Here is a 20,007-nt window from a genome sequence, read left to right as displayed (position 1 = left end):
AGCGGGTCAGGCGAGCGTGGCGCGGGCGGTCATGCCGATCCAGCCTTCGTGGTCCTTCGACCACAGCTCGACCGTCTTGCCATCGGCCGACGGCTTGCCACAAAGATGAAGGGAGTTTCCAGCAAAGCAGGGACGCATGGCCTTGAAGGCGAATTCGGCGATGCGGCCGTCGGGACGTTGCCTGCGTACGAGATCGAGAAGGAGCGTGGCGATCAGCGGGCCATGCACGACGAGACCAGGATAACCTTCGACCCCGGTGACGTACGGTTTGTCGTAATGAATGCGATGACCGTTGAACGTCAGGGCTGAGTAGCGGAACAGCAGCACTTCATCGGGCACAACGGTTCTTTGCCATTCGGCTTCTTCGGGCGCGGCTGTGGGCGCGGGTGCGGGGGCACCAGGCGTGGCCGGCTCGCGATAGACGATGTCGTGCTCTTCCTCGATAGCGGGCACACCGTCGCACGAGATGTGATGACGGACGGTCACGAAACCGAGCCTGCCCGTTCTTCCCTGCTTCTCGGTCACATCGAGAATGCGCGACTCGCGTGAAACCGGTTTGCCTACTACGATCGGGGAAATGAATCGAAGCCGCCCGCCCGCCCACATACGGCGCGGCAGGCCGAGCTCAGGAAGGAAGTCGCCCTTGCGCGGATGGCCGTCTTCGGCGATCAGGGACTGCGCGGTGAGCGGGCGAAAGAAGATCCAGTGCCACAGGGGCGGAAGGGTGTCGCCGTCGCGCGGCGGGGTAGCGTAATCCAGCGTCGCGCTGAGACCGGCTGCGTGGGTGAACGCGACGAAATCCGTGGCGGTTTCGGTACGTTCCTGAACGGCGTCGGACCGGCTGTTCATGCTTGTCTCCGATGCTGGTCTTCCGTGCGGACGCGCCAGCTATAGGTTGTCGGTAGACAAAACTCTAGAAGAACGGCCCGGCGGGCGGAAATACGAGTTTCATGTGCCGGTCATAGGGCAATCCTATTGCTGGCTTTGTGCGACCGCGGGCGGTAGTCCCATTGAAGGTCTGGGCCGCGGCACTTACCCGAACTGGTTTCGGCAACAACAGCCTGTTCAATGTCAGCGTTTACTCGACCCGCGTTGGGAATGCCGGGGGATGCGTTGAAGGAAACATCGTCAGATGTGCTTCGCGCAAGTGCTCTGGACTCGACGGTGACATCGGGAACGGTAGTCCGATGAGCTAACGCCTTGCCTTGCTTGGTACTCGCATAGCCTGAGGGCTCTGAACTGATTGTCTGAAGAGGCGCCGTCATCCCGCCTGCGAGGTTTCTCCCACTTCAAGCCGTGCCTGGCAGAAGTCCAACGATGATCGCGGGCATGGCCTCCCGGAATCAGAGGGGCGTCCCTGTTTGCCGGGAGCGGACAGTGACACGCGCGGCGTCTTCTCGCTGTGGCAGCTCGCGTCACGTGGCGCCGGCCGCGGTACCTTCCAGAAGCTCGCGGCATGAAAGTCGCCGCTATCAACCACGGGCCATCGACGCCGCAGACAAGCCCGCTGCCCAGCGGGCGCCTTCCAATGCCGAAATAGAATGCAGGAATCACGAAATTCTATTTCAGATGCTCTCGAATAGCGAACTATGATCCGCCCACGAGTACCGACTTTCGTGGAGGAGTGATGAGTTCGACGCAGATGCAGGCGCCTGCTTGGCAGCAGGCGATTTTCAGGGTTCTGAAGGAAGGGGGCGTCAGGCAGGTCGCGTACGTGCCCGATGCAGGACATTCGCACGTGATTCGCAGCGTCATTGCTGACCCGGAGATCGAGGACGTGGTTCTCACGACCGAGGAGGAAGGTGTTGCCGTGACGAGCGGCGCGTGGCTTGGTGGACAGCGTTCAGTCCTGCTCATGCAGAGCAGCGGCGTTGGCAACTGCGTCAACATGTTTTCCCTGTTGTCGAGCTGCCGGTTTCCGTTCTTCACGCTCGTCACGATGAGAGGCGAATACGCGGAGTTCAATCCGTGGCAGGGACCGATGGGAAAAAAGACGCAAGCCGCGCTGGAATTGATGGGCATCACGGTCTTGCGTGCTGACGATCCGGACGAAGTGGGCGAGATTGTCAGCGCGGGGTTTGACGCCGCGTTTGAAGCTGGCGAGCAGGTCGCCGTGCTGTTGTCGCAAAGCCTGATCGGGCGCAAGAAATGGGAGAGAAAGTGATGTCGAACGGTACCAATGCCATTGATCGCCGCGCCTTTGTTGCAAGCCTCGTTGAGTCGGTGCCCGATGCGCTGATCGTCACCGGCCTGGGGTCGGCGTCTTATGACGTGTTCGCTGCTGGCGATCGCGACCGTAACTTCTATCTCTGGGGTGCAATGGGCGGTGCGGCCTCGCTCGGCCTCGGTCTTGCGCTCGCGCAGCCGGACAAGCCCGTCATCGTCGTGACGGGCGATGGCGAGCAACTGATGGGCATCGGAAGTCTTGCGACGGTGGGTGCGAAGCAGCCCCGGAATCTGTCGATCATTGTGCTCGACAACGGCCATTTCGGCGAAACGGGCATGCAACGCAGTCATACGAGCCTCGGTACGGATCTCGTCGCCGTGGCTAAAGGCTGCAACGTGTCCGACGCACAACGCCTGCAAAACATCGATGAGCTGCCCGAGCTCGTCGAGCGGATTCGTGCGAAGACGGGGCCGCTGCTCGCGCAGGTGCTGATCGTCGCGAACGAGCCTCCGCGGGCATTGCCTCCGCGCGACGGTGTGTTCGTCAAGAACCGCTTCCGCGCGGCGCTGGGTCACGCACCGTTCTAAGGTCGTTTCCAGCTACTGCCCAGGTTGGATATGGGCGCTGCATCGGCTTATGCGCTGACGCGCTTTACTTTTCGAAGAGATTTTGATGGAACACTATCTTCACTACGTCGACGGTGCCGAGCTCAATCCTGCATCGGGCGAATGGTTTGCGAGCGAAAGTCCATTCACCGGCGAGCCCTGGGCGCAAATCGCCCGCGGCAATGCCGTGGACGCCCACCGCGCAGTCGAGGCCGCGCACCGTGCGTTCGCTTCGGGCGAATGGCCTTCCCTGAGCGCCAGCGCACGCGGCCTCCTGCTGCATCGCGTTGCGGATCTGATCGCTCGCGATGCCGCGAAGCTTGCCGAAATCGAGGTACGGGACAACGGCAAGCTGTACTCGGAGATGCACGCGCAACTGAGCTATGTGCCGCAGTGGTTCCGCTACTATGGCGGTCTTGCCGACAAGGTACAGGGCAGCGTCATTCCGCTCGACAAGAAAGGCTACTTTAACTACACACGGCACGAACCGCTTGGCGTCGTGACGATCATTACACCGTGGAATTCGCCGCTCCTGCTGCTGACCTGGAAACTCGCGCCCGCGCTCGCGGCGGGCTGCACGGTGGTCATCAAGCCCTCCGAATTCACGTCGGCCTCGACGCTCGAATTCGCCCGGCTGTTCGAGGAGGTTGGTTTTCCGCGTGGCGTTGTCAATGTAGTCACTGGTTTTGGCAATGAAGTGGGCGCTGCTCTCGTCTCACATCCACTGGTGCGCAAGATCACGTTCACTGGCGCGGACTCGACCGGCAGGCGCATTAACGAGCAGGCTGCCAGAGACCTGAAGCATGTGGGGCTCGAATTGGGCGGCAAGTCTCCGAACATCGTCTTCGCTGACGCGAACCTTGAAGACGCTGTCAATGGTGCGGTGTCAGGCATCTTTGCAGCGACGGGCCAGACGTGCATCGCAGGATCGCGCCTGCTCGTGCAGAAGTCGGTTCACGACGAAGTGGTCGATCGTGTCGTGACGCTCGCCAGAACCGCGCGCATGGGCGACCCAATGAGTCCGGATACGCAGGTCGGTCCCATCACGACCCGTCCTCAATACGAGAAGGTGCTCTCGTATATCGGCATCGCACAGGACGAAGGCGCGAGTCTCGCGCTGGGCGGCCAGAAAGCGACGCGGGCCGAGTGCGGAAACGGATGGTTCATCGAGCCGACGATTTTCACGGACGTCAGGAACGAGATGCGGATTGCGCAGGAAGAGGTATTTGGCCCCGTGCTTTCCGTGATTCCTTTCGACGATGAGGAACACGCCGTTGCCATCGCCAATGACGTCCGGTTCGGTCTGGGTGCGGGCGTTTGGACCAGTGATATCGGTCGCGCCTTCCGTATGGCAGAACGCATCCAGTCCGGCACCGTGTGGGTTAACACCTATCGGGCCGTCAGCTACATGTCGCCTTTCGGCGGATACAAGGATTCAGGGCTCGGACGCGAGAACGGTATCGATGCGATCAATGATTTCCTGCAGACGAAGAGTGTCTGGATCAATACGGGAGCGAAGACGGGTAATCCCTTTGTGATCCGTTGAGACGAACAGCGCGCAGGTCCTTCGCCTGTTGCGCTCATCCTTTGGCCGCAGCGGCACAGATCGCCGGCCAGCAGAATTGATTGGAGACGTCATGACTGTCGATACTTTCGGCCGAAGTACGGCCATGCCTGCGACCGACACGCGAAGCTGCATCAAGGCGATCGTCGGTGCGTCGTCTGGAAATCTCGTCGAATGGTTCGACTTCTTCGTCTATTCCTTCTGTTCGATCTACTTTGCACACGCGTTCTTTCCAACAGGTAACGCAAGCACGCAACTGCTCAACACCGCCGGTGTGTTTGCGACGGGATTCCTGATGCGGCCAATCGGGGGATGGATGTTTGGCCGGATAGCGGATCGACTGGGAAGACGAAATTCGCTGATCATCTCGGTTCTGATGATGTGTTCCGGCTCGCTGCTCATCGCGGTTATCCCCACGTACGCGACCATCGGAGCGGCTGCGCCGGCGCTGCTGCTGGCCGCCCGCTGTTTTCAGGGTCTGTCTGTGGGCGGCGAATATGGAACCAGCGCGACGTACATGAGTGAGGTCGCCGTCGCCGGCAGGAGAGGGTTCTTTGCGTCCTTTCAATATGTCACGGTCATTGGTGGCCAGGTTGCTGCCCTCATCGTCGTGGTCGTGCTTCAGATGATGCTCTCGAACGAGGAATTGCGCGCTTGGGGTTGGCGCATTCCATTCGCGATCGGCGCAGTGGCGGGGTTGATCTCACTCTATCTGCGGCGATCGCTCGAAGAGACATCATCGGCGGCCAGCAGAGGCCGCAAAGACGCTGGCACGCTGCGCGGGCTCTGGACGCACAAACGTGCGCTTCTCACGGTAATCGGCTTCACAGCGGGTGGCTCGCTCGCGTTTTACACGTTCACGACCTACATGCAGAAGTACCTGGTGAATAGTGCGGGCATGAACGCCAGAACGGCCAGCATCGTCATGACGGTAGCGCTCGTTCTCTACATGCTGATGCAGCCAGCGTTCGGTGCGCTGTCGGACAAGATCGGCCGTCGCACGTCGATGATCCTGTTCGGGGTCTTGACCTCCGTCTGCACGGTTCCGTTGATGCACGCACTCAGGACCGCGAGCAGTCCCTTCGTCGCGCTCATACTGGTGCTTGCTGCGCTCGCGATTGTAAGTTTCTACACGTCCATCAGCGGGCTCATCAAGGCCGAGATGTTTCCTGCCGAGGTGCGTGCGCTCGGTGTCGGTCTTTCGTATGCGATCGCCAATGCGATCTTTGGTGGCTCCGCAGAGTTTGTTGCTTTGTCACTCAAATCTGTCGGCTCCGAATCGATGTTCTACTGGTACGTGACAGCGCTCGCCGCTATTGCAGCTGTCGTGTCCTTTCGCATGCGGGAGCCGGAGAAAGTGGGCTATCTGCGATCGTAATGGAGTGGAGGGCGTCCGTGACACGGGGCGTCAGCGCGAAGCCTGACGCGAGTCAATAACCGCCTGGCCTGCAACACGAAAGGGGGCGCAAGGATGCCGCTCATCACACCGGGTCCGCGCTCGACCGAGTCCCTGTTGCTAACGACGGGACAGGAGTCGGACACGACCACGACCGGGAAGACAAGAACGGACTGTGTGCCGAAGTAAGCGTCGTACGATTTATCGCGCGCCAGCAGGCGCTGTGCCGTCGGGCTGCCGACAGTCGCCCCGATGTGCGTGTACCCGCGCTCATTTCAGCGTCGCTATGTGCCGATCGACGAGCCCAACCAGCGTTCCGAGATGCCCGGTCAGAAAGTGGTTGGCGCCCGGAATCACGACAACGGGCAGCTTTTGCGGACGTGCCCAGTCGAGCGTCGCGGACAGTGGAGCTATCGCATCGAGTTCGCCATGGATGATCAGCGCATCCGACGGTACAGCCGGCGTGTCGTAATGACGGCCCGCAGCGACTGTGCCGTACGGAAGCCCGGCCAGCACGGTGCACACAGGAGGTGCACCGCGGTCAACGAGGGCGCGCGTCACACGCGCCTGGACATAGGCACCAAAGGAAAATCCGGCCAGGGCGACGGGCAGTTCCGGATGCGTGCTGCGCAACGTCGCGACAATCGAAAGCAGGTCATCTGTTTCGCCGTCTCCCCCGTCATGTGTGCCAGCGGTGCCGCCAATGCCCCGGAAGTTGGGCCGTAGCGCGAGCCAATTACGTTTTTGAAACAGTCGGGCTAGGGCGAGCGGAATCTTGTGCTGTGCCGTGCCCCCTTCCAGCGGATGAGGGTGGGCAATCAGCGCGATTCCGGCCTGCCCGGAGGCTGGCGCATCGATCAGCGCTTCGATGGTGCCGGCGAGGCCGTCGAACGTTGAGCGGGTTGTTTCGGCGAGAGCATCGTTCATAAATCTGGTCAGCGCACCACATGGCTCAATGTTGACGCGTCGCGGCGGACGGCAGCCGACATTCGGGCGCAGTGATATCAGAAGGTGGAGCAAGGCGCATTTTCGCGCGCACGCCGGTCAACGGCAAATACGTGTCGCCTTTGGCCGCCATCGTCGCGGACTATGACTCCAGTGAGACGTCGGTGTCGCCGCCGGTCCTCAGGGTGTTCCGCTCGTACGCTGAACAGACGTCACCCAGTTATGGGCGGGTCGGAGAACGGATGCTGAAGTGTCCTCGACTACATGTTCGCCTTGCAAGGCAGGCTAGTCCCCCAGCCATAGCGGCATCTATGATGCAATTCGCCGGCGGTAATCGCGTCCAGCCCCAGCGTTGGAAGCAGGTCGTTCTCTGTCCGGAAGTCGCGCCCGTAAATCGCGGAAAAAAGCTCCAGTCCCGCCTCGTGCAATGGCATCGGGATACCGGCGACGCGTCCGATGGCGACGTTCGCATAGATGCCAAACGGAAGATCTTCGGTGATGTACCGGCTCTCGATGCTTGTCGGACCGGGTGATGATCCAGCTCGTTGCTGGTCGACAATCTGCGCCATCTCGTGGACCGTTCTGCCTGCATCGAGACCCGAAAAAGACTTGAGATAGTGCTCCCTGACGGTCCTTACCCTTACGTCGAAAGCGGCCGCCAACGCCAGTCGTTCGTCATCCAGTGCTTCGATCAGGCGTCCTACGCCTTCCGTGATGCAACCAAAGTTATTCCATCGCTCCGCACGCTCGATGCGCGTGAAGTTCAGCATGGCGTTAGCGAGATGGATCTGCGGATTGAGATTACTCAGCGAGATCGCCATGACGTCAGGACTTTCTACAAACAGATCGCCAAAGAGATTGCCCAGGAGCGTAAGCCCCGCCTTCAGGGCCGACACTGGCATCGCGGCAACGTCGATCTCATTACGCAGCAGGCGGACATGTACCTTGCCGTCGCGCATGGGGCCGCCTGTAATGGTGGTTGCCAGGGCGAGGATCGTGGGACTGGCACCACGAAGGCCGAGCAGCCGCGAGAGATAGATCGCGCCGAGCGAACAATGGGAGCTGATGACAATGGTTTGTCGCGATTCGAGATGCGGAGCGATCGCGTCCATCACCGACTTGTGGCCGTTACCGAGGACGCAGAAGATCACCACATCGGCGTCCCGGAGTTCCACAGCGCTTGAGGCGCGGCGCACAGTCACGGCAGTTTCGAGGAGGCCAACGGTTGAAACCCTGAACTCTGCCTGCAGCGATGTCTCGCCGCTGCGAGGCGACCAGACAAACGGCGTATGGCCGCGCGTGGACAGAAGCGCCGCGCAGCCGAGTCCGATCGGTCCTGAACCGACGATTGCAACTTTCATTGGCAGTGTCCTTTTCTTTCAGGTTATTGATAGATGGGACGCGCCCGGCAGACGGCTGTTGCCCCCGATATTGCGCGGATTGCCGCTTGCAATAGCCGTTACCGTGAGGCACGCACGTTAATCAACAAACTCGATGCCCGCGAGCACATGATGTCGCATCAGGGCACACGCACCTTCAACGTCCCTGGCACGCAGTAGCTCAATCATCTCGATGTGTTCCTGTGCTGCCTTTCTGCATAGCGCGAGCGTGTTTTTCCTCCGGCTCACGGCGACGGGAATGCTGCTGCGGAGGTTGAATATCAGGTTGACGAGTTCCTTGTTGGGGCAATGCCTGAGCATCTCGCTGTGATACGCGCGATTTGACTCTTCGAGTTCGATGATCGAACCCTCCTCGACGATCGCAACAAACCGGTCTGCAAGGCGCTTCAGTTCTGCAAGGCTGTCGGCAGTAATGTGCTGCGCAACTTCCTGCAGGGCGGCCACTTCGAGAATTGCCCGCACATGCAGCAACTGCGAGTACCGCTCGGCATCAAATTCCGTTACCCGATACCCCCGGTTGGGGATCAACGTCACCACAGATTTTTCGGCCAGACGATCCAGTGCCTGGCGCACGTGCAATCGGGTGCAACCGTAGGCCTCCTCAAGATCGACCTGCTTCAGCCAGGCGCCAGGCACATAACGACCGCTTTCGATATCCGCTTCGATGAGCCTCGCGATCTCCTGCACGCGGATCGCCGATATCGCCGATCGCTTGGTGGTTCCAACTGTCTTCACGTCTTCCATGTTCTAACTCTTGTCGGTTTCCCGCACGCCGGCGGGCGCGCGTTGCGGGTCATACGGATGTGATTGGCCAGATCAGAGGGTGCAGCATCAACAGCGCAAAAAAATAATTTTGACATCGTTGACGGCTCCGATCTTTGGTGCCAAGATTGGCGCCAATTCTAGCACAGGGAGGATGACGTGTCTAAATGCCAACTCTGGCTGCGGCTGACATGCGTCGCAGCGGCCCTTCTCGGTCTCGGCACGACGGCTACCGGCGCGACCTTGACGATCGCGCTGAGTTCGACCGTGAATACGCTCGACCCCGAGAAGACGACTACGGTTGGCACCGATCTGAGCGTCATTTCTCATATCTATACGCCACTCGTGGAGCGGGGACCAGACCTGAAACTGCGTCCGGCGCTTGCAACCAGCTGGCAGGCAATCAGCGATAACGTCTGGCGTTTTGTGTTGCGAGACGGTGTCGCCTTTCCAGACGGCGAACCGCTGGACGCTGCAGCCGTCGCCTGGAACGTGAAGCGCATTCTGGATCCGAGGACCGGGGCGCGCAACAAGCCCTGGTATTCGGCAATCAGGGAAATCCGGGTAGTCGACGCGCACACGATTGACTTTGTGACTGACCGGCCGTTCCCGGCGTTGCCCGCGCAAATGGCCATGCTGTTCCTGCTGCCTCCTCGATGGAGCAGATCTCATAACCTTGCGATGAACGCAATGGGGACGGGGCCGTATGAACTGAAGAGTTTTTCGCCGGGTGATCAGATTGTTCTGAGCGCACGCCCGGACTACTGGGGCGACGCACCCCGGTTCGACAGGGTGGTCTTCAAGATTATTCCGGAGGAGTCTTCCCAGATCGCTTCGCTGCTGACCGGGGAGGTCAATTTCATTTCCGGCTTTCCTACTTCCGAGATTGGCCGCATCAATCACAGCGGACGGGCGCATGCCGACGCGGTGCCAAGTACGCGTGCCATGTTCATCCGGCTCAATGCACTGAAAGAACCATTTCGAGGCAATCCGAAGCTGTGGAAAGCCCTTAACTATGCGGTCGACAAAAAGGCAATCAACGATGCGCTGCTTGACGGAAAAGGGCAGCTCGAAGATTGCCAGATACTGTCTGACGCCTACTTCGGGTTTAACCCGGACCTGAAGCCGGTGCCGTACGACCCTGCGAAAGCGCGCCAGTTGCTGAACGAAGCCGGCTATCCCGATGGTCTCACGATCGACATGGAAGTGCCGACGGGGCGCTATATGCAGTCATCCGATATCGCGCAGGCGGTGGCAGCGCAGTTCGAAGAGGTGAACGTGAAGGTCCGGATGCACGAAATGGACTTTGGCGTGTGGATCAACAAATACCTGATTGGCCGGAATCTCGGGGTGGCGTCTTACACTGGCGTGGCATGGCCGACCCTCGAGGGAGGCAGCATGTTCGATCTGTGGCAGTCGAAGAACCCTCAGGCCTTCTGGGACGACGTCGCATATGACCGCGCAGTGCGGCTCGCGACATCTACCCTTGACGACGGCAAACGCGCCGCAGCGTACCGCACGATAAGCCGCGCGATGTGCGATGCCTCGCCGATCGTCTTCCTGTTCTTTACGCCCACGACGTATGCGCTAACGCCAGACGTGCGCTGGTCGCCTCGCGGAGACGACTGGGTACGCGCGATGGACATGGAGCCCCGCTAGTCTGGCCTGCGCGCGGCGAGTGAACAGGCATATCGAACGTCATGGAGAAGATGGATTGAACATGCACAAAGTGATTGTCCGCTGTCTTGAAGGTCTCATTGCGATATGGGGCGTGGTAACCATCGTGTTTATCGTATCGAGGCTTCTCGGCGATCCTGCCGTACTGATGCTTCCGCCAGGGGCAACCGCAGCCCAGCTTGCCGAGCTCAGAGAAAAGCTTGGCCTGCATGGGTCACTCCTGAGCCAATACGTCGATTTCATGAGGGCAGTGATTCGGGGCGACTTCGGTTCTTCGTTCCAGTTCGACCGCCCGGCGCTGAGTGTCGTGCTCGACCGCCTGCCTGCGACGCTATCGCTTGCATTCCTCGCACTTGGCATCGGCCTGTTCGGCGGGATGTTGGCGGGAACAGTCGCCGCGGTTAATCAAGGCTCATTCGCGGGTGGCCTGCTGATGATGCTGGCGCTGCTCGGGCAGGCGACACCGGCGTTCTGGCTGGGCGTGCTGCTGATCATGATCCTGTCTGTCAAGCTGCAGTGGCTGCCCGTCGGGGGTTACGGCCACTGGCAAAGTTTCATACTGCCCGCGATCACGCTTGCCTGCTTTACGAGTGCGAGTATTGCGCGATTGCTTCGGTCGTCAATGCTCGAGACCCTGACCGAGGACTTCGTCCGTACCGCGCGAGCCAAAGGCCTTCGGCCCGGACGCATTCTGATCTGGCATGTCGGAAAAAACTCGGTTTTGCCCGTGTTGACGATGGCCGGCATTCTCACTGGCGAGCTCCTGGGAGGCGCCGCCGTCACCGAAAGCGTCTTCAGCTGGCCAGGCGTAGGCCGGCTGATCGTGCAGTCGATCCAGGCAAAGGACTTTCCCGTCGTGCAGGCAGGCGTTGCGATCATTGCCGCAACCTTCATTGCAGTGAATATTCTGGTCGACTGCCTTTACGTCGTCATTGATCCGCGTGTTGGGAGATAGATATGTGGAGATGGGATACGGGCAGACTCAGGGCGCACGCTCTCGTTGCCTTCGGCTGCTCATTGATGTTGTTGCTGATCCTTGTCGCATGCTTTGGCCAGGTATGGGGGCTCCCCAATCCGAACAGGATAGATCTTGCTTCGCGGATTGCTGCTCCGACAGTGTCGTGGCACGGACCTGGTCTTCATCCTTTCGGCACGGACCAGCTGGGCCGGGATCTGGTGAGCCGGATCGTTGCAGGTAGCCGCATGACGTTGATGATCGCTGGTTGTGCAGTGGCACTGGGCGGCATCGTTGGCATTTCGCTGGGGCTCGTTTCCGGCTATTTCGGTGGCTGGATTGACAAGCTCCTGATGCGGCTGGTCGACATTCAGCTCGCCTTCCCGCTCATGCTGCTCGCCCTGCTGATCGTGTCGGTGAGTGGACCGAGCGTCACGAACCTGATTCTTGTCCTGTCCCTGACAAGCTGGGTCAGGTACACGCGAGTCATCAGAAGTAGCGTCCTCTCGATCCGGAAAAAGGAATTCATCCTGTCGGCGCACGCCATCGGCGCAGGGCATCTGCGAATCATCACCCGACACATTTTGCCTAACGTCCTTGCCTCGGCGCTCGTCGTCGGAACGCTCGAACTGGCGCGCACGATCGTGCTCGAAGCGGGACTGAGCTTTCTTGGTCTGGGCGTGCAACCGCCGGCTGCAAGCTGGGGACGCATGCTTGCTGACGGTCGGGTCTATATCGACAGCGCCTGGTGGATCATCACGATGCCTGGCATTGCACTCGTCCTGACCGTGCTAGGCGCCAATCTCCTTGGGGACGGCCTCCGGGAGCTTCTTGATCCCAGGAGGACACGAAAGTGAATCCGTTACTGAGCGTGAGCAACCTCACTGTGACCGCCGATTCCGCTGCCGGTCAGGCAACACTTGTGAACGGGGTGTCGTACAGCCTTCGCCACAAGGAAAAGCTCGGAATCGTCGGGGAGAGCGGCAGCGGAAAGAGCCTTCATCTGCTGTCGATGCTGGGACTGCTTCCCGGTTCGTCGCTCAGGGTCACGGCCGGGGAAGTCCTGTTCAAGGGAACCGATCTGCTGGCTTTGAAGGAAAAGGAGCTGCGGAAGATTCGTGGACGCGATATTGGATTCGTCTTCCAGGATCCGATGACGTCACTTAACCCCACGTTGACCATCGGACGCCAGATCGCGGAGAGTCTGTCGGCGCATCGCGACCTGTCAATGAGGCAGGCCATGTCGCTGGCGACCGACGTGCTTGGATCAGTCGGGATCAGCGACCCGAAGCGTCGTGCCAAACAGTACCCGTTTGAACTCTCGGGCGGGCTTCGCCAGCGCGCCATGATCGCCATTGCGATTGCGTGCGAGCCAGCCCTGCTGATTGCGGACGAACCGACAACCGCACTGGACGTTACGGTTCAGGCGCAGATTCTCGATCTGATGACAGACCTTTGTGACCGTCTGGGAATGGCGATCATCTGGGTGACCCACGACATGGGTGTCGTTGCGCAATTTGCCGAAACCATGCAGGTGATGTACGCCGGACGGATTCTGGAACGTGGGCCAGTCCCGGCACTGTTCGCCGATCCGCGTAACGCTTATACGTGGTCACTGCTTCGTGCGATTCCGGACGAAACACGCAAGCCAGGCTCCAGGCTGCGGTCAATCGAAGGTTCCCCGCCGAACCTGTTTGTAGAAAAGGAGGGGGATCCGTTCAGCAAACGCAATCCATTTGCCACGCCACGCTGCTTCAGGGATATGCCACCGCTTGCGCAGGCCGATGGAGCCGAAGCGGGTCATCTGGTCGCCGCATGGTACGACCTGCGCACGGCATTGGCCGGTAAGCATTCTTTTATTGGAGAAGCGGGATGATGGCTCCTTTGCTGCGCGTGAGCAACCTCAACAAGGTATATGGCGACAAACGGCTTCTGTTTCGCAAGCCTGGTGACGCTGTGCGAGCCGTGTGCGACGTATCGTTTGAGGTTGGCGTTGCCGAGACTTTCGGGCTTGTCGGAGAGTCGGGCTCCGGAAAAAGTACCGTCGGCAGACTCATCTCCCTGCTGGACACGCCTACGAGCGGGGAGATCGTTTTCGAAGGCAGGAGCATCTTTGAGCTACGCAACCGGGAGCTCCGCGCGTTTCGCCGCAAGGTCCAGATCGTATTCCAGGATCCGTACTCGAGCCTGAGCCCGAGAATGCGTGTGGGCGACTTTGTCGCCGAACCGTTCATTGTCCATGGCGTCACAAAAAACCGGCGCGAACTGGAAGAACGCGTTGCCAGACTCTTCAAGATGGTTGGTCTGGACCCCGTCCTCATGCGCCGGTATCCGCACGAGTTCTCGGGAGGGCAGCGGCAACGTATCTGTATCGCGCGGGCCATTGCACTCGAGCCATCGTTTGTCGTAGCTGACGAGGCGATAACGGCGCTCGATGTCTCGGTTCAGGCACAGATTGTCAACCTTTTCGAGGATCTGCGGGAACAGCTTGGATTCGCGTATACCTTCATCGCACATGATCTGACGATGGTGCGCTACCTGTGTCAGCGAGTGGCCGTCATGCGCCAGGGGCGGATCGTCGAAATGGGTCTGACCGAAGATGTCTTCGCCAATCCGCTTCACCCGTACACGCGGACCCTGCTGGCCGCCATTCCCCGCCCGGACCCCGCCCTGAAGCGTGCCAGATATTCAACGAGTACCCGCCCTGTTCCGGAGGCTGCAGAGAGCGATCGACTTGTGGAAGTGGAGGCGAATCACTTCGTCCTGGGCTCCCCATGTGATCCGCCGATGATGAATGTGGCCTAGTTATCCCATGAAAAACGGAAATATCCTTTCAAATCAACATTTAGGACAACGAAATGGAGACAAACCTTAGGAATCTTGCAGGCGTCATCCTTTTTGGCGTGACGTTCCTCGGCGCTGCTCGCGAAGCTGCCGCTCAAACCAGCGTGACGCTATACGGAAAAATCGTGACAGGAATTCTCTATACCAACGATGTGAAGACCAGTTCGGGATCAGGGGCCCGTATCGCCCAAGGTAGTCCGAATGGCAGTCGATGGGGGATGCAGGGTGTCGAGGATCTGGGCGGCGGTCTGTCAGCGCTTTTCGCACTGGAAAGTGGTTACGCGTTGAATGCGGGCACCTCGTCACAGCAAGGCCGCCTGTTTGGTCGACGCGCCTTCGTTGGGCTGGCTAGCGAGCGTTTGGGAACTGTGACGCTCGGGCGTCAATACGATCCGTTAGTTGATCTGGTTGGCCCGCTTTCGCTCACGGGAACCGAAGTAGGCGCAACCATCGCGGCCCATCCTTACGACAACGACAACCTGGACAACCTATTCCGGGTGAGTAACTCCGTGAAGTACGCGGTGAAGCTGGGAAGCGGATTTAACGCCGAGGCGTTGTACGGGTTTTCGAACAAGGCAGGCGGCTTCGCCAACAATCGGGCATATAGCGGCGCCATATCCTATCAATACAACGGATTCTATGCGGCGGCCGGTTACCTGCAGCTCAACAACTCCAGCGGGAGCAGTAGCGACCTTTCTGTTGCTGTCAGTGAGGCCCCGATTGCGGCGTCACGACAGCAAACTTTCGGCGGTGGCGTGAACTACAGCGTGGGCAATGCGATTCTCGGTCTCGTGTTCACTCAGAGCAAATTCGAGAATGCGTCAGCCGGTGTGTCAGTTACCAATCCCTCGTACTTCAAGTTGGGGGATTACGTGCGGTTCAACAATATCGAAGTTAACGGTCGCTATCAGCTTACTCCAGCGTTCAATATCGCAGCACAGTACACATATACCGATGCAAAGGAAACGGGGTTTCCACAGGGCGATTCGTCACCGAAATTCGATACTGCAACGGCGACGCTGACGTACGCGTTCTCGAAGCGAACCGATGTCTACTTGCAGGGCGCATACACACACATCCAGGGACATAACTTTCTGGGCGGCGCCTACCTCAACGTCGCAGGTGGCGCTTCGAGCACCAACACGCAAGCTGCTGTCGCCCTGGGTATGCATCATCGTTTCTGAAATATTCCGGTTGCGTGCAACTCCGCGCCAAAACCCGGAGGCATCTGCCTTCGCTTTAAGACAGTAGGAGCATCTGATGACAAATCTCGCAGTTGGTGGAAGTACTACGCAGTCGCTACGTATTGGCGTGGATTCCGGCGGCACATTTACCGATGTGACGATGTATAACGAGGCGACCGGGGAAATCTCGATCTGGAAGGTAAGCAGCACGCCGGATGATCCCTCCCGCGGGATCATCGATGGCGTCAAACAGATCCTTGAACGGTTTGCTAATAGCGCTGATGCGCAGGTTGTGTATTTCGGACACGGCACCACGGTTGCGACGAATGCCGTCATCCAGAAGCGCGGTGCTGTGACCGGCCTCATTACGACGGAAGGCTTTCGGGACGTTATCGAGATCGGTCGTCAGATCCGTCCGTCGCTCTACAACCTCAACGTATCGAGGCCGGAGGTGCTCGCGACGCGTGATAACCGGCATGAGGTTAAGGAGCGCATCACGTGGGAAGGTCTCGTTCAGACGGAACTGGACGAAGGCAGTGTCCGGGCGGCAGCCCGTCGGCTCAAGGATGCAGGCGTGTCGTCGATCGCGGTTTGCCTGATCAACAGCTATCGCAATCCTGATCACGAAAGCGCGGTCAAACGGATTCTCATGGAGGAGGTGTCGGAAGCGTTCGTGAGCATCTCGTCTGAAATTGCGCCGGAATATCGTGAGTTCGAGCGGACGTCGACTGTCCTGGTGAATTCGTATGTTGGGCCTATCATCCGCGACTATCTCACCCGACTCGCGCCAAAGCTTCGTGAGACCAGTGTGAAGGTGCGTCCACATCTCACGCAAAGTAATGGCGGCGTGATCTCGTTCGATCAGGCGCAACGTGAGCCGGTGCGGACGATTCTCTCCGGGCCCGCCGCGGGCGTGGTGGGCGCGAGCGCCGTGGCGCATCAGGCGGGCTTCGACAGGATCATCACGTTCGACATGGGAGGAACGTCCACGGACGTCGCGCTGATCGAGGGCGCCAAACCCCGTTTTGCAACGGAGACGTCGGTGCATGGGCACCCGATCCGTGTTCCGATGCTTGATATCGAGACCGTTGGTGCGGGCGGCGGCTCGCTTGCCAGCGTCGACAGCGGGGGGCTGCTGGAAGTCGGACCGGCGAGCGCTGGTGCATTTCCGGGTCCCGCCTGTTATGAGAAGGGAAACACTTCACCAACGGTGACGGATGCGAACGTCCTGTTGCAGGTACTGAATCCCGAGTATCTGCTCGCCGGGCGCATGAAAATCTCGCAGGCCGCAGCGCGCACAGCAATCGAGCGGCTCGCCGCCAGTCTGAACGTGGATGTGATGACCGGCGCGCAAGGCATCATCAGCATGGCGGTTGCCAATATGGTGAAGGCGGTCCGCATGGTTTCGGTCGAGCGCGGATACGATCCGCGAGATTTCACGCTGGTTGCTTTCGGCGGAGCCGGTCCTGTTCACGCGACCCGCCTGGCTCGCGAACTAGGCATCGGTACGGTGCTGGTTCCCAAGACTCCCGGGGTGCTCTGCTCATTGGGCCTGCTGCTCAGTGATCTCAAAACGAGTTTTTCCGTGACGAGACTTTGCACCTTGTCCGAACAGTCTGCGGCATCGATTGATGCCGCGTTCGAGGCGCTCGACGCGAAAGCACGCGCTTGGTTCGAAGGGGAAGAAGTGGAATCGGGCCGCCGCGTAACGAAATATTCCGTCGACATGCGATACGCTGGCCAGGGGCACGATCTCAACGTTGCCTGTCTGCGCTTGACGAGTGCCTCGCAGTTTGTGTCTGACCTCAGGTCCGGCTTTGAGCAACTGCATCAGCAGATGTACGGCTACACCGCGCCGGAAGAAGAGATCCAGATCACGACGTTCCGCGTGGAAGTCATTGCTGAGGTGGAGAAAGCGCCTCTCCTCTCCTGTCCGGACGCTGCCACGCCGGTTGAACAGGCGGTAGTTTCACGTCGTGACATTTACATGGAGGAGGCGGGCGGCTGGACCCAATGTCCGATCTACGACAGGACGGCGCTCGCGCCCGGGCACGCGGTGAGTGGCCCGGCAGTGATCGAACAGATGGACAGCACGACGCTCATTCTTCCTGGTCAGACCGCGACCGTGGACAACTTTCTGAACCTGATTATCAAGGGATAAGCGAAATGGACAATCACATTTCCGAACCCGGTTCCATTGCCAGTGCAACCGATTCGATCACCGTTTCGGTGATTGGCAGCGCCCTTGCTACCATCGTTGATGAGATGTCGCGTGTACTGGTGAAAGCCGGTTACTCGACGAGTATCAAGGAAAGAAAAGATGTATCGACGGCGATCATGGATCCCGGCGGCCTTATTATCGCGCAGGCGGCCCATCAGCCCGCACACCTCGGCTCGTTACTGGGTATCACGCGTCGGCTTCTTGAGACATACAGCAGGGAAGATATCCAGCCTGGCGACGTATTCATCGGGAACGACGCGTACGAAGGTGGCGGCACGCATCTGAACGACATCGTTTTCATCGAACCGGTTTTCATCGACGGCGAGATCCGTGCGTGGATCACCAACATTGCTCATCATGCCGATTTCGTCGAACGGGGCCACGCTCACATCTTCCAGGAAGGACTACGCATTCCGCCGGTGCGACTGTATGCGAAAGGTGAGTTGCAGAAAGAAGTGCTCGACCTGATTCTGCTGAATTGCCAGGTGCCTCGCGAGCGCGTCAATGATTTCCGCGCGCAAAAGGCCGCGAACATCGCGGGAATGAACCGCTTTGTGCAGTTGTGCGAGAAATACACCTATCCCGTCGTGCGCGAGGCGAGTGTTGCCATACTCGACCATACGGAGAAGCGCACCCGGGCCGGCATTCGCAAGATCGCGAATGGAACCTATTCATACGCCGGACTGCTCGACAGCGGACGCTATGATTCGATTCTGGAACTGAAGGTATCCATCGAAGTTCGGGATGAGGACATCATCATGGACTTCCGAGGCAATCCTTCACAGGTTCGTGGGCCGATCAACCTGACCTATATGGGACTGCTCGCAACGGTCTACTACGCTGTCAAGGTGCTGGTCGATCCGGACGTACCGGCCAATGCCGGGTTCCAGCGACCGATCACCGTGCTCGCGGATCCGGGAACGATTGTATGTTCGTCGGCGCCCGCCGCGGTCTACAGTCGCACGGACACGGCGGAGCGGCTGTGTGATCTGATCTTCAGTGCCCTGGCGCCCGCCGTGCCGGAATACTCGCTGGCGGCCAGTACTGGCCGTGGGCTTCTGACGCTCAGCGGTATCGACCCGCGCTCGGGGCGGTACTACGTGTACAACGAATCCATGGGGGGCGGTGAAGGCGCACATATGACCCGGGACGGTGCGACTGCCGTGCAAACCGCCGTATCCAACTCGCACAACATTCCTGTCGAAGTTGTCGAAGCTGAGTACCCGCTCCAGATCGTCTCATATGAACTGGCGACTGACTCTGGCGGTGCAGGCAAATGGCGCGGCGGGTTGTCCTATCGGCGCAAACTCCGCGTAATGGGGCATGAGGCCAAAGCGGCGATTGCGGGTAATTGTCTTCGCGAACCCTCGTGGGGGCTTGACGGCGGCCTGCCAGGCTCGCTTGGAGCGAGAGAAACCAGTGCCGACGTCGAACCGTTCGTTAACGGAAGAGGCGTTGTCAGCTCCGGCCAGACAGTGGCGTTCACACCTAGCGGCGGAGGCGGGTACGGCGATCCCCGTGATCGGGATCCGGAGCTCGTGAAGCGCGATGTGCGCGAAGGCAAGGTATCTCGCGAGGTTGCCAGGGAAGTTTACGGCGTGTCAGAGGTCTGAGCAGTCTGCGCATCCATAACGTTTGAATCGGGGCAAGGGCAGCGGGCGCTGCCTTTCACGATTCGAAGGGCGCATTCAGATCTTTTCTCAGTCATAGACCGACCCGGCACCTCAGACAGACCCGCGACGATCGATTGACAACGAAGAAGCGATGTTCACGCCTTTCCTGTCGGGAAAGCGTGCTTGAACATTTGTCGATTATCGCCTTTCTGAAAATCCCGCAACATAGCCGCCATCATCTCGGAGGAAGGAGGCGCGGCGATGAAGCGACGACCGACAGCCGTGTGCCCGGACGCGGACGGACTTATCGCTTGTGCTTTCACTGACGTAAGGACGCTTCGGGCACGTCCGTCCGTGCCGCGTCTTGGCTGATCTGTGCCGCCGGTTCGGGATAGGTTTGCCAGTGCCAATCCGCTGGGACCGCGCGAGACCTGCGCTTCGCGCAAAAGGTTGCCGATGGCAGCAGCCCGTTGGCGCTGCATTCCCGAATTTCCTCACCATACGTGTTGCGCGAGAGAGGCACAGCATCGGATCCAGTCGATGAGCACAGGCTGCGGCTAGCGCATCCGCGTACGGGATGATCTGCCTGCTACGGCTCATCGTGCGACATAAGCACGTTGCCACTTTCGGACACGGATCGCATGGTTGATTGATGCGTCGAAGCCGCAAGCCCG

Annotated in this window: 16 protein-coding genes; 12 read left to right on the top strand and 4 right to left on the bottom strand. The window is 59.6% G+C overall.

The annotated features are described in order from the left end of the window. Window positions 1-6 precede the first annotated feature (6 nt). Window positions 7-849, bottom strand: coding sequence for an HTD2 family dehydratase (locus BN2476_RS33105; RefSeq protein WP_087738407.1), 843 nt, complete (start codon window positions 847-849; stop codon window positions 7-9). A 778-nt stretch (window positions 850-1,627) separates the two neighbouring features. Between BN2476_RS33105 and BN2476_RS33100 the strand changes: the two genes are divergently transcribed. The 4 genes from BN2476_RS33100 to BN2476_RS33085 all read left to right on the top strand — a co-directional run bounded on the left by BN2476_RS33100 (window position 1,628) and on the right by BN2476_RS33085 (window position 5,714). Next, window positions 1,628-2,164 carry a thiamine pyrophosphate-binding protein gene (locus tag BN2476_RS33100; protein WP_087738406.1) on the top strand — a complete coding sequence of 179 codons (537 nt, stop codon included), beginning with the start codon at window positions 1,628-1,630 and terminating at the stop codon, window positions 2,162-2,164. Continuing rightward, window positions 2,164-2,754: a thiamine pyrophosphate-dependent enzyme gene (locus tag BN2476_RS33095; RefSeq protein ID WP_087738405.1), complete on the top strand. Its 591-nt coding sequence runs from the start codon at window positions 2,164-2,166 to the stop codon at window positions 2,752-2,754. Before BN2476_RS33100 ends, BN2476_RS33095 begins: the two co-directional genes overlap by 1 nt. 85 nt (window positions 2,755-2,839) lie before the next feature. Continuing rightward, the gene (locus BN2476_RS33090) at window positions 2,840-4,318 is read left to right on the top strand and encodes an aldehyde dehydrogenase (protein WP_087738404.1); all 1,479 of its coding nucleotides are present in this window, start codon (window positions 2,840-2,842) and stop codon (window positions 4,316-4,318) included. A 91-nt stretch (window positions 4,319-4,409) separates the two neighbouring features. Beyond that, the gene (locus BN2476_RS33085) at window positions 4,410-5,714 is read left to right on the top strand and encodes an MFS family transporter (protein ID WP_162497898.1); all 1,305 of its coding nucleotides are present in this window, start codon (window positions 4,410-4,412) and stop codon (window positions 5,712-5,714) included. 288 nt (window positions 5,715-6,002) lie between these two features. Here BN2476_RS33085 and BN2476_RS33080 read toward each other — a convergent pair whose 3' ends face one another. The 3 genes from BN2476_RS33080 to BN2476_RS33070 form a co-directional block, all read right to left on the bottom strand. Further along, a complete protein-coding gene (locus BN2476_RS33080; RefSeq protein ID WP_087738402.1) occupies window positions 6,003-6,659 on the bottom strand; it encodes an alpha/beta hydrolase in 657 nt (218 codons plus the stop codon). Between the two features lie 278 nt (window positions 6,660-6,937). Next, window positions 6,938-8,038, bottom strand: coding sequence for an NAD/NADP octopine/nopaline dehydrogenase family protein (locus BN2476_RS33075; protein WP_087738401.1), 1,101 nt, complete (start codon window positions 8,036-8,038; stop codon window positions 6,938-6,940). Window positions 8,039-8,155: 117 nt separating this feature from the next. Beyond that, the gene (locus tag BN2476_RS33070; protein WP_087738400.1) at window positions 8,156-8,821 is read right to left on the bottom strand and encodes a GntR family transcriptional regulator; all 666 of its coding nucleotides are present in this window, start codon (window positions 8,819-8,821) and stop codon (window positions 8,156-8,158) included. Between the two features lie 177 nt (window positions 8,822-8,998). Here BN2476_RS33070 and BN2476_RS33065 point away from each other — a divergent pair, with 177 nt between their 5' ends. The 8 genes from BN2476_RS33065 to BN2476_RS33030 all read left to right on the top strand — a co-directional run bounded on the left by BN2476_RS33065 (window position 8,999) and on the right by BN2476_RS33030 (window position 19,333). Continuing rightward, window positions 8,999-10,498, top strand: a complete 1,500-nt coding sequence (locus BN2476_RS33065; protein ID WP_087738399.1) for an ABC transporter substrate-binding protein — start codon at window positions 8,999-9,001, stop codon at window positions 10,496-10,498. 61 nt (window positions 10,499-10,559) lie between these two features. Further along, the gene (locus tag BN2476_RS33060) at window positions 10,560-11,471 is read left to right on the top strand and encodes an ABC transporter permease (protein ID WP_087738398.1); all 912 of its coding nucleotides are present in this window, start codon (window positions 10,560-10,562) and stop codon (window positions 11,469-11,471) included. Between the two features lie 248 nt (window positions 11,472-11,719). Further along, on the top strand, window positions 11,720-12,328 hold the full coding sequence (locus BN2476_RS33055) for an ABC transporter permease (protein ID WP_218274566.1): 609 nt from the start codon (window positions 11,720-11,722) through the stop codon (window positions 12,326-12,328). After that, window positions 12,325-13,347 (top strand): ABC transporter ATP-binding protein, encoded by a 1,023-nt coding sequence (locus BN2476_RS33050; protein ID WP_087738396.1) that lies wholly within the window; start codon window positions 12,325-12,327, stop codon window positions 13,345-13,347. The genes BN2476_RS33055 and BN2476_RS33050 overlap by 4 nt, the downstream gene beginning before the upstream one ends. Beyond that, on the top strand, window positions 13,344-14,276 hold the full coding sequence (locus BN2476_RS33045) for an ABC transporter ATP-binding protein (RefSeq protein ID WP_087738395.1): 933 nt from the start codon (window positions 13,344-13,346) through the stop codon (window positions 14,274-14,276). Before BN2476_RS33050 ends, BN2476_RS33045 begins: the two co-directional genes overlap by 4 nt. A gap of 53 nt (window positions 14,277-14,329) precedes the next feature. After that, window positions 14,330-15,499 carry a porin gene (locus BN2476_RS33040; RefSeq protein WP_087738394.1) on the top strand — a complete coding sequence of 390 codons (1,170 nt, stop codon included), beginning with the start codon at window positions 14,330-14,332 and terminating at the stop codon, window positions 15,497-15,499. Window positions 15,500-15,575: 76 nt separating this feature from the next. After that, entirely contained in the window at window positions 15,576-17,660 is a 2,085-nt protein-coding gene (locus BN2476_RS33035; protein WP_087738393.1) for a hydantoinase/oxoprolinase family protein, read from the top strand. A 5-nt stretch (window positions 17,661-17,665) separates the two neighbouring features. Then, window positions 17,666-19,333, top strand: coding sequence for a hydantoinase B/oxoprolinase family protein (locus tag BN2476_RS33030; RefSeq protein WP_087738392.1), 1,668 nt, complete (start codon window positions 17,666-17,668; stop codon window positions 19,331-19,333). Window positions 19,334-20,007: the final 674 nt, after the last annotated feature.

Origin of the sequence: Paraburkholderia piptadeniae, assembly GCF_900007165.1 — a bacterium.
GTDB classification, from domain to species: domain Bacteria; phylum Pseudomonadota; class Gammaproteobacteria; order Burkholderiales; family Burkholderiaceae; genus Paraburkholderia; species Paraburkholderia piptadeniae.
Note: the sequence above shows the minus strand (reverse complement) of the source record. Positions and strands in the feature narration are given on the sequence as shown.